General features: G+C 41.7%; 7 protein-coding genes. 4 read left to right on the plus strand and 3 right to left on the minus strand.

What is annotated here, in order from left to right; all coding sequences use genetic code 11:
- Nucleotide 1: 1 nt before the first annotated feature.
- On the minus strand, nucleotides 2-2,188 hold the full coding sequence (priA, locus tag WDB87_RS01565) for a primosomal protein N' (protein WP_337848814.1): 2,187 nt from the start codon (nucleotides 2,186-2,188) through the stop codon (nucleotides 2-4).
- A gap of 232 nt (nucleotides 2,189-2,420) precedes the next feature.
- On the opposite strand from priA, the gene rpmE reads away from it, so the two are divergent.
- Nucleotides 2,421-2,636, plus strand: a complete 216-nt coding sequence (rpmE, locus tag WDB87_RS01570) for a 50S ribosomal protein L31 (RefSeq protein ID WP_008115018.1) — start codon at nucleotides 2,421-2,423, stop codon at nucleotides 2,634-2,636.
- 520 nt (nucleotides 2,637-3,156) lie between these two features.
- Complete coding sequence (locus WDB87_RS01575; RefSeq protein ID WP_286245944.1) at nucleotides 3,157-4,398, plus strand: malic enzyme-like NAD(P)-binding protein; 1,242 nt, start codon at nucleotides 3,157-3,159, stop codon at nucleotides 4,396-4,398.
- Nucleotides 4,399-4,477: 79 nt separating this feature from the next.
- On the opposite strand, the gene metJ is transcribed toward WDB87_RS01575, so the two are convergent.
- A complete protein-coding gene (metJ, locus tag WDB87_RS01580) occupies nucleotides 4,478-4,798 on the minus strand; it encodes a met regulon transcriptional regulator MetJ (protein WP_004589341.1) in 321 nt (106 codons plus the stop codon).
- A gap of 268 nt (nucleotides 4,799-5,066) precedes the next feature.
- Between metJ and metB the strand changes: the two genes are divergently transcribed.
- Together metB and metL are read left to right on the plus strand one after the other, a co-directional pair.
- Entirely contained in the window at nucleotides 5,067-6,314 is a 1,248-nt protein-coding gene (metB, locus tag WDB87_RS01585; RefSeq protein WP_337848815.1) for a cystathionine gamma-synthase, read from the plus strand.
- 6 nt (nucleotides 6,315-6,320) lie between these two features.
- A complete protein-coding gene (gene metL, locus WDB87_RS01590) occupies nucleotides 6,321-8,666 on the plus strand; it encodes a bifunctional aspartate kinase/homoserine dehydrogenase II (protein WP_337848816.1) in 2,346 nt (781 codons plus the stop codon).
- Nucleotides 8,667-8,733: 67 nt separating this feature from the next.
- Here metL and WDB87_RS01595 read toward each other — a convergent pair whose 3' ends face one another.
- Nucleotides 8,734-11,250 (minus strand): penicillin-binding protein 1A, encoded by a 2,517-nt coding sequence (locus WDB87_RS01595; protein WP_337848817.1) that lies wholly within the window; start codon nucleotides 11,248-11,250, stop codon nucleotides 8,734-8,736.
- Between the last annotated feature and the right edge of the window lie 125 nt (nucleotides 11,251-11,375).

An 11,375-nucleotide genomic window follows, 5' to 3' on the forward strand; every position in this document is an offset into this window, starting at 1 on the left:
CCTAAATCATGTCTATAGGGTCAACATCAAGGCTCCAGCGCACTTTTTGGGCAAGTTTGCTGGTGCTTAAATAGTCGACCATTTGCGCAAGATACTGATGCAATACTTTGCGGTCTTGCGCTTGAATATGCAATTGAAACCGGTACATACCTGCCACTCTTTCTAGTGGAGCAGGAATTGGACCGAGCAATTGTATACCAGATACACCGTTAACAGGAACCAAATCCGTCAAAAAATCGACAACGAGCTTAATACTATGTCCTTGTGCTCTAACTATAGCCATATTGGTAATGGGTGGAAGGTCGGCATCATCACGTTCACTTAAAGCAAAACGGGCAAAATCTTGGTAGCCATTATTCACCAAGTCTTGCAATAAAGGGTGTTCAGGAAAGTGGGTTTGCAGTAATACTTGCCCAGGCTCCCCCGAGCGACCCGCGCGCCCAGCAACTTGGGTCACTAGCTGGGCTAAATGCTCAGTAGCTCTAAAATCACACGAGTACAAACCGCTATCTACATCTAATATAAGCACTAAGCTAACATCGGCAAAATGATGACCTTTGGCCAACATTTGTGTACCTACTAGGATACGCGCCCCACCTTGGTTTATCTCCTCAAGGGCTTTTTCTAAGCTCCCTTTACGGCGGGTTGAATCACGGTCGATACGTGTGACTGGTGTTTCGGGAAATTCACTCGACAAAAACTCTTCAATTTGCTCTGTGCCTTTTCCGTTAGGAAAAATTTGTGTGCTACCGCAATCAGGGCACTGGTGAGGAACTCGGTGTTGTTCCCCACAGTGGTGGCAAATCATTTGGCCTATGGCTTTATGAAAAGTTGCACTGGTGCTGCAGCGATTACACTCACTGAGCCAGCCACATTCGTGACAAATAAGCGTAGGAGAAAAGCCACGACGATTTAAAAACACCATAACTTGCTTACCACAGTTTAAATGCTGGCGCATAGTAGCAAGGCTTGCATGAGCAATACCCGCTTGGTCGGGCTGACCTTTCATATCGAGCAACATAAACTGATTATCGGTTGCCGTTTGCGCGCGCTCTGTAAGGCTTAAAAGTTGGTATTTGTTGTTTATAGCTTTGTGCAGTGTTTCCAGTGCTGGGGTGGCACTGCCTAAAATAAGCGGTATTTTGTGCTGAAATGCCCGATAAGCTGCTAAATCGCGTGCATGGTAACGTAAGGTATCTTGCTGTTTAAATGATGAGTCATGCTCTTCATCAACCACTATCATTCCTAACTTTAAAAAAGGGAGAAAAATGCTCGAACGGGTACCTATTACAATTGCGCAGCTGCCTTTTTCGCAAAAACGCCATGTTTGCAAGCGCTCGTTATCGGTTAGGGCTGAGTGCCATAACATAATTGGCGTATCAGGAAAGCGACGACGAAATCGGTTGACGGTTTGGGGCGTTAAGCCTATTTCAGGCACCAGTACTAAGGCTTGCTCGCCACGTTTAAGGACCTCTTCTAGGCATTGTAAATACACTTCGGTTTTACCGCTGCCTGTCACACCTTCTAATAAAAAGCTCTTAAAGCCAACACTTTGATTTATAGTTGTGCATGCTACGGCTTGCTCTTTATTAAGTACTGGCTTGGTGCCAACTGTGGGCATAATGCTTTGCCATTGATTATCATGCTCAATGCTCTGGGTTATGAGTTCTTTATCTATTAAGGCATCTATTGTTTTTTTACTAAAGCCGAGCGCTTTTAGCTCGGTTACCGGCGACTTCCCCGATTGTGCGAGTTGCTTTAATAAGTTTAGTTGGGTTTTTGCTTTTAACGACGGAACCTTCGCGCCTTTTTCGGTAAGGCTAACCATGTTAATACTGGTTTTATCGGGGTTTTCGCCTTGACGAAGCGCACTAGGCAACGCAATGTGTATAGTTTCGCCGAGTGGGTAGCAATAATAGCGGGCGGTAAAGCTAAGCAGTTCTAAATGCTGCGCAGATAAAATAGGGGTTTGATCAATAACCTCAGCAACCGCTTTAATTTTGTTTTCGGGTACGTCGGTATGCGTTTTAAGTGCAAGAACAACTGCTACTTTCTTTTGATTCCCAAAAGGCACTAAAACACGCATCCCAGGCATAATAGGCGCCGAGAGCGAGGTAAGTTGTTCATCTATTTTATAATCAAAGGTGCGTGGTAACGGAACTTTAATAGCAACTTCAACAAAGCGCATAACAACTCATGTAATAAAGGGTAATAGCTTAATGTACTAAAAATAAGCTTAAAAACCTACATGCAAATGGGCAGTGTAGTGTTGGTTGGTTACTTTTTTGACAAAAAGCGTAATTAAAGCTTGTGCGGGGCAAGCTAGTTGGATAAAATCCGCGGCCTATAAATTTGTTTTAACGACGTATGGTGCCAGACTTCGGGTTTGGAGAGCGATGCGGCCTTAACTAGAGGTTCCTATGAAAGAAGGTATTCACCCTAAGTACGAAGTAATTTCTGCAACATGTTCATGCGGAAACAAATTCGAAACTCGTTCTACTCTTTGTAAAGACATTCACCTAGACGTATGTTCTGCGTGTCACCCGTTTTACACTGGTAAGCAAAAGATTTTAGACACTGGCGGCCGTGTTGATCGCTTCAACAAGCGCTTCGGTGCACTTAGCAGCAAAAAATAATTATTGCTGTTTAGTAAAAAAAGCACCTTTGGGTGCTTTTTTTGTGCCTAAAATTTAGCATTTTTGCTGAAATATCAGCAATTATTGCCGTACTACTTATGCATAACTATTTCCTGTTCTTATTCTGAATATGCATAAACCTTTGCAGACAAACTCACAATTCTTCTCTATATTTTTTATACGTTAGTTTTTAACCAAGTCGCTAAAAGAGCTCATCGTGGCGATATTTGTTTTTAACGGTGATAAACGCGCCATATTGGTGCATTTTGCTATTTTAATATCCTGCTATTTTAGAAAAATATTGGCAGGGCAAAATGAACCTCAAAAAGCACTTTTTGACTGAATTTTTATTTGTTTAAAATTGATAACTTTTAGCGAAGTTGCTGATAAATCACTTAAAATTAACGGATATAGCATATAACAGGATAGACCTGATATTGCTTGGAATTTAAAAATAATAAGAGTATCTTAGCCCCATACTCCCTCTCACTTAACTTAAATTGCAGGATACCATCGCGTTATGTCAGATTTTCGTGAACAAGCATTACACTACCACTCACACCCCGTTCCAGGCAAAATCAGCATTGAGCTAACAAAACCAGCTGAAACGGTGCAAGATTTAGCATTAGCATATAGCCCTGGTGTTGCAGAGCCTGTGCGAGAAATTGCAGCAGATTCAGCCAATGCATATAAATATACCGGTAAAGGTAATATGGTTGCGGTGATCAGTAATGGTACAGCAATTTTAGGTTTGGGTAATTTAGGGCCATTAGCCTCTAAACCTGTTATGGAAGGTAAGGCGCTCTTATTCAAGCGTTTTGCTGGCCTAGATTCTATTGATATTGAAGTTAAGCATCGCACCACTGAAGACTTTATAAATACAGTGGCTAATATTGCCGACACGTTTGGTGGCATTAACTTAGAAGATATTAAAGCACCGGAGTGTTTTGAAATTGAAAAAGCGCTTATTGAGCGTTGCAGTATTCCGGTTTTTCATGATGACCAACATGGTACCGCTATTGTAACTGCAGCAGGTATGCTTAACGCATTAGAAGTGCAGGGCAAATCAATAGAAGATGCCATTATTGTATGTTTAGGTGCAGGCGCTGCAGCGGTTGCCTGTATGGAGCTATTAATTAAGTGTGGTGCATTGCGCGAACATATTTATATGTTAGACCGTAAAGGAGTTATCCATACTCGCCGCGATGATTTAAACGAATACAAACAGCTTTTTGCTAACAATACAGATAAGCGTACTCTACAAGATGTAATTGCTGATGCAGACGTATTTGTAGGTGTATCGGGCCCTAACTTACTTGCACCTGAAGATCTTAAGTTGATGGCCGATAAGCCAGTGGTATTTGCATGTTCAAACCCAGACCCTGAAATTGCACCTGAGCTAGCGCACAGTGCACGAAAAGACTTAATTATGGCAACGGGTCGCTCTGATTTTCCAAACCAAGTTAATAATGTTTTGTGTTTTCCGTTTATTTTCCGTGGTGCACTTGATGTACGTGCAAGCGCAATTAACGATGAAATGAAAATAGCCGCTGTTGAAGCTATTCGTAGCATTGCTAAAGAGCCAGTGCCTGAGCAAGTATTAAAAGCTGCAGGTGTGGATAAACTTGAATTTGGCGCAGATTACATTATTCCTAAGCCGATGGACCCGCGTTTATTACCACGTATAGCCAAGGCGGTTGCGATTGCGGCAGTTGAATCGGGCGTGGCGCAAATTGACTTACCTGAAAATTACATGGCTTAAATAGCCGCAAATAAAAAACCTCAGCTTGGCTGAGGTTTTTTGTTTAAGCGACTAAAAAGTAGCGAGTGTAAATACTTGGCTACTCTTCGTCTAAAATAGGTACTTCGAGCCCCATTTCTTGCATTATTTTTTTCACTTCTTCTGGAACTTTTTCTGCGTTATCTTTACGAAGGTCATCATCGTTTGGTAACGGCTGACCGGTAAAAGCATGTAAAAAGGCTTCGCATAAAAGCTCGCTATTTGTTGCATGACGCAGATTGTTTATTTGACGACGTGTACGCTCATCAGTTAATACTTTTAATACATTTAGCGGGATCGAAACGGTGATCTTTTTAACTTGCTCTGATTTTTTCCCGTGTTCTGCGTATGGGTGAATATACTCACCATTCCATTTAGCCATAAGATGTATCGTTGCCTCAGATTATTAATTTCTCACACGGCGTAAAAAGCGTGTAAATATGCGTGAAATTCTATCGTTTTAAAAAAGATAGTCAAATAATAGATAGCAATCTATCTTAATAAGCTGGCTGTAACAGTAAATAAAGGTTTATGAGAGCTTTACATGGATGTTGTTTTTAGCCATCTAGAGCTTTAAAAGCTTTGACTTATTATAATGGATAACATACTCTTTTAGACGTCTAAACATCCAAATTAATTAGGTGACGAATATGAGCGAAAAAAACAAAGCAACCATTGCTGTACGTAATGGCGTAGATGCCGATAAACATCATGGTGCCGTTGTGCCACCAATTTATTTATCGACGACGTATTCGTTTGCCGATTTTGATACAAAACGCGCATACGACTATGGACGAAGTGGTAATCCTAACCGCGATATATTAGCTGAAACGCTAGCAGAACTTGAAGGTGGTGCTCGCGGCATTATTACCGCTACGGGTATGGCTGCGGTGCATTTAGCCACACAGTTATTAAATAACGATGATACGCTGGTTATACCACACGACTGTTATGGCGGCAGTTACCGTTTATTTACGTCGTTAGAGAAGCGCGGCCTACTTAAGTTAAAGGTTCTTGACTTAACTAAACCAGAAAACTTAGCACAAATTTTAACTATTAAACCTAAATTAATTTGGATAGAAACACCAAGTAACCCTGTGCTGCGCTTAACGGATATTAAAGCCGTGACGGATATAGCAAAACAGTGCGGGGCATTGGTGGCTGCCGACAACACCTTTTTATCACCGGCATTGCAAAACCCAATTAAGTTTGGCGTAGATATTGTTGTGCACTCTACCACCAAATATATTAACGGCCATTCTGATGTTGTAGGCGGTGCAGTTGTTGCTGCAACACAAGAGCTTGGTGACGAGCTTGCTTGGTGGGCCAATAACATTGGTATTACCGGCGCTCCATTTGATAGCTATTTAACGTTACGCGGTTTACGTACTTTAAATGTGCGTTTAAGACAGCACCAAGAAAATGCCCTAGCGATTGCTAAATACCTTGAAAGCTCTGAGTATGTTAGCCAAGTTTACTACCCAGGCCTTGAATCGCACCCTCAACATACGCTTGCTAAAGCCCAGCAACTTGGCTTTGGTGGCATGGTTAGTTTTGATATTAAGGGTGATGTGGATGATGCTGCGGCGTTTTTAACAAGCCTTAAAGAATTTAGCTTAGCTGAATCGTTAGGTGGGGTTGAGAGTTTAATTTGCCATCCTGCGACCATGACTCATGCTGGTATGGAGCCTAAAGCGCGTCTTGAGGCGGGGGTGGGCGATACGTTAATTCGTATTTCGGTCGGTATTGAAGATATAGAAGACTTATTGGCTGATTTTGAGCGTGTATTTAATTTAGTTAAACCAGGGCAAAACAAAAATGTAGGCCGTGTTGGTAAAGCTGCAGGCAATGCCAATGGTGATGTAAAGCAACAGGCTGCTCACCCGGCATTGTGGTGATTGAGTATGGTAAAAAGTGTACATAAATTTGGCGGCTCGAGCTTAAGCTCGAGCGAGCGTTATAAAAGTGTGGCAAAAATTATTATTGGCCACACACAGCCTGGAGATTGCGTGGTTGTATCTGCTGCCGGTAAAACCACCGATACCTTGGTTTCGCTGTGGCAAAGTTATCAACAGCAAGATAAGCAAGCCGTTGCTGATATTTTACTGCAATTGAGTAATCATCAAACAGTATTAATTGAAAAGCTATTAAAAGCCGACGCTAAACACACGGCTTTAGCTGTGTTAGCGCAAGAACTAAGTGACGTAGCAGAGCAAGCCAGTAAGCAACAGTTGCAAGAGGCGGCGTTACTGGCGCATGGTGAACTGTGGTCTGCGCGGTTACTAGCAGCCTATTTAACGCAATTAAACATTCAAGCGTGTGCTCATGATGCTAGAGCGCTGTTTAGTGTAACAAGCGGAGAGCTTTTGCATGCGCAAAACAAGCAGCAATGTAGCCAAATTATTGATGCAAATAAGATTAATGTAGTAACAGGGTTTATCGCAGCAAGTGCTGATGGCAATACGGTTACGCTTGGGCGCAATGGCAGTGATTACAGCGCCACCTTATTAGCCAATTATTGCGATGCACATAATGTATGTATTTGGACTGATACGCCAGGGGTGTTTAGTGCCGACCCACGAAAAGTTGAAAAAGCGATTAAGTACAACAAGGTGTGCCGTGAACAAGCTAACTTATTAGCTAGATTAGGTAATCCTGTTTTACATGCTAAAACGCTTTCGCCTTTAAAAAACAGTAATATTAAGTTGGCTGTACGCAGTAGTTTTGATGTGCAAGCTGCCCCTACCGATATTGTAAAACAAGGCAAAGCTAAGCAAAAACGTTTTATAACTACATTGCAAAACGTTGATTTACTGCTCGTTGAAGGTCTTAACGCAGGTGAAGTGGCACATGTTAGCCAACTTATTCAACATAGCCTTCATCATTTTATACACAACGGCGACACATACTTAGTGGTGCCTGCGGGTGCTACGCATCAAGTAGTGAGTTATTTTGCTGGGCGAGCAAGCATAAGTGAGTCTAATTTAAACGGCTGCGCGGTGGTTGCGCCTACGCAAGATGTTTACACACTAAGTACATTAGCGGCTGAGGTTTTAAATCAGCAAAGTATTCACCCTCGTTTTATTCATCAAGATACAGGCTATACATTGCTATTAACTGATCAGTTAATAGAAAGCGATGTACTGAGTTTATTACACGAAAAACTAATTAATAAAGGTCAAGAAGTTGCACTGGTTGTAGCTGGTTTAGGTAATGTAGGCGATGAATTTTTAAGCCAGCTAGATACTCAATTTAAGCGTTTGTCGGGCGATTATAGTATTAAGCTAGTTGGGTTAATTCGCTCGCAATATATGCTATTTAATGCCTCGGGTATTACGCTTGGACAATGGAAAAAACAGTGGCAGCATAATGCCGTTGCTTATGAGCAGGCTGATTTATTAAGTGCGTTAAACGAACTTGATTACGAGCATAAAGTGGTTGTTGATATAACGGCAAGTGAGCAATTTAGCCAATTATATACCGACTTTGTTGAGCGAGACTGTCATTTAATAAGTGCTAACAAGTACGCGGGCACTGCTGCATCAAACTGGTATAACGCGCTGCGCCAAAGTATTAGCGAGCGTAACTTGCATTGGCGCTACAACACCAGTGTAGGGGCAGGGTTGCCAATTAACTTTGCGTTGGCCGATTTACAAAATAGTGGCGATAAAATTACCCGTATTGAAGGTGTTTTCTCGGGCACACTCTCGTGGTTATGCAGTAAGTACGATGGCAGTGTGGCATTTTCTGACCTTGTTCTTGAAGCGCAAAAAATGGGCTTTACAGAACCTGATCCCCGCGAGGATTTATCGGGCCGCGATATGCAACGTAAATTATTGATATTGGCGCGCGAGCTTGGCATTGAATTAGAATTAGATGATATAAGCTTACAAGCATTAATGCCTGATGAGTTAGCCCAAGGTTCGTGGGATGACTTTTTAGCGAACAAAGATAAGCTAAATACCTTTATTAAGCACCATGCCGATGCGGCAAATGCACAAGATGCTGTACTTAGGTATACAGGTTTGTTGGCATTAGAACAGGGTAAAGTTACGGCGAAGGTAGGTATAACTTACGCACCTAAAGGGGATGCCTTAGCTAACTTAACACCTGGCGATAATATCTTTGTTATTAATAGCCAGTGGTACAACGAAAACGCCCTAGTAATACAAGGCCCTGGGGCAGGCAAAGAAGTGACCGCCGCTGGAGTTCACTCTGATTTATATTGGTTAGTTAAAAACCTAAAATAGCGCAGCTAAATATTAATAGTAAAACGGCAGCTTGTGTAAGCTGCCGTTTTTGTTTTCTTCACTATGATTAAAATAGCTCTTCTTCGGTTTTTGTATCTTCTTCAAAAATATCAGTTGGCTGAGACAGTACATATTTTGTAGGGGCTGTGCCTTTTTCAAAATATTCAAAGCGACTGGTGTAGTCGTTTTTATGACTTAACAAACCTGTTTTTAAATCGATACGAATTGAAACGAGTCCCTCAGGAGGCTCTATTGGCGCTTCTGGTGTGCCTTCAAGGGCAACTTTCATAAAATCAACCCAAGCTGGCTGTGCCGTTTTAGCTCCTGATTCAGCACCAGAAATTTGGCTGCTATCTAGGTTGTTATTATAGGTTGAACGTCCTAGTGAGTTTCCTGGGTTGTCAAAACCAACCCATACCGAAGTCACTACATTGCGGTTAAAGCCGCTAAACCAGGTATCAACAGAGTCATTGGTTGTGCCTGTTTTACCCGATAGATCGCGCCTATCTAATGCTTGCGCACGCCAACCTGTCCCGCTCCAGCCTGTTTTATGTGTCCAGCTACCGCCACCCCATACTGCGCTGTGCATAGCCTCAGCAATTAAAAACGCATTTTGTTTTGATATAACACGCGGTGCACAACGAGGTTGCATGGCTTGCTCATCTGCTGTAGCGGTATCTAAGTTATTGTTGGCAAAACTATCCATTTCTTGAGAGACGGGTAGTAGCTCGTCTTCGTCGCAAGCAAGCGCTGGGTTTGCTTTAAATAGTACATTGCCATAGGCATCTTGAATTTCAGATATAAAGTAAGGTTCAATTAAATGACCACCATTAGCAAATGCGCTCATGCCGCGAGCAAGCTCTAATGGCGTGATTGATGCACTCCCTAATGCTAACGATTCACTGCGGTTAATATCAGCATCCTTAAAACCAAACTTAAGTAAGTGATCAGCCGTGCGCTGCAGTCCTACACCACGGAGTAAACGTACAGAAATAACATTTTTAGATTGTGCTAATGCACGGCGTATACGTATAGGGCCATTATAAACAGCTGGGCTGTTTTTTGGTCGCCATGCTACACCTAAGCTTTTATCCCATTGGTTTATTGGCGCATCATTTAATATAGAGGCTAATGTATAGCCATTTTCGAGTGCAGCAGAATAAATAAAGGGTTTGATATTAGATCCAACTTGGCGTTTAGCTTGTACCGCTCGGTTGTATTGGCTTTGCTCAAAACTGTAACCGCCTACTATGGCTTTAATACGACCATCTTGTGGGTCGAGTGAAACAAGTGCACTGGCAGCTTCTGGTATTTGGCTTAGCAGGTAACTGTCGTCGTTATTTTTACGCAGCCATATTTGCATACCAGGGGTAAGAATGTCAGTAGCGGCTTTAGGGGCAAAACTTTGGCGGTAGCGGGTAATGTATTTACGCGCCCATTTTAAATTATCCCAATCAAGTGTGGTGCGCTGGCCATTCTTTAAAATAACGTCAGCGGTTTTCTCTGCCACATTTAACACCACGCCAGCGTGCAAATCAGCTATTTCTTTAACTGGTTTTAGCTTTTCTACAATTTGCTGCTCACTTAAGGCGGGCTGTGTTTCTGGATCCCATAGCATGTCTACAGATCCACGAAAGCCATGACGCATATCGTAGTTATGTAAATTATTAACTAAAGCTGTTTGCGCAGCCTTTTGAACTTTAGACTCCACAGAGGTAAATATTTTAAAGCCAGAGTTATATGCTTTTTCTACACCGTAGCGCTTAACCATCTCAGCACGAACCATCTCAGAGATATAAGGGGCATAAAGGTCTATCTCGGCACCGTGAAAATAAGCAGTGATAGGCTGGTTTGCCGCTTCGTTGTATTGTTGTTGCGTTATATAGTTTTCTGTAAGTAAGCGACCAAGCACTACATTGCGGCGTGCTTTTGCTCTAATAGGGTTACGAATTGGGTTAAGTGCCGAAGGGGCTTTAGGTAAACCTGCGATCATTGCCATTTGCGCAAGGGTGAGGTCTTTTAACTCTTTACCATAATAAACTTGTGCCGCTGCGCCAATACCAAATGCACGATTACCTAGTTCTATTTTATTAAGGTATAGCTCAAGAATTTCATCTTTAGTTAATACACTTTCAATGTGTAGAGCTATAAAAATCTCTTTAACTTTACGAATATACGCCTTTTCTCGTGTTAAAAAGAAGTTACGAGCAAGCTGCATAGTAATGGTACTTGCACCTTGTTTTTTCTCACCTGTTGAAATTAACACAATAGCAGAGCGGACAATACCAATAGGATCTATACCAATATGGTCGTAAAAACGGTTATCTTCTGTTGCTAAAAAGGCATCAATTAAGGGCTGAGGTATGTTATCTATGGTGACGGGAATACGGCGTTTTTCACCAAATTGATTAATTAACAGCCCATCTTTTGTGAAGACTTGCATAGGGGTTTGTAATTGCACGTCTTTTAAAACTTGCACACTGGGGATATCGGGTTTAACGTAGTAATAAAGGCTGATTAAAGTTATCAGACCAATTAACGTGCAAATGATAAAAAATTGTAATGTTCGTTTTAATAAAATCACTTATATTTCCCTAAATGGACTCCCAATTGCGAGTTTAGACTGCTAGTATATATTGATTAAAAAATGAATAATATTTTTTACTAAAAAAATTATAACTTGTTTATTATTAAAACAAAGGTCAAGTT

The sequence above is a fragment of the Pseudoalteromonas sp. C12FD-1 genome (genome assembly GCF_037414265.1).
In the GTDB taxonomy this organism is placed as follows: domain Bacteria; phylum Pseudomonadota; class Gammaproteobacteria; order Enterobacterales; family Alteromonadaceae; genus Pseudoalteromonas.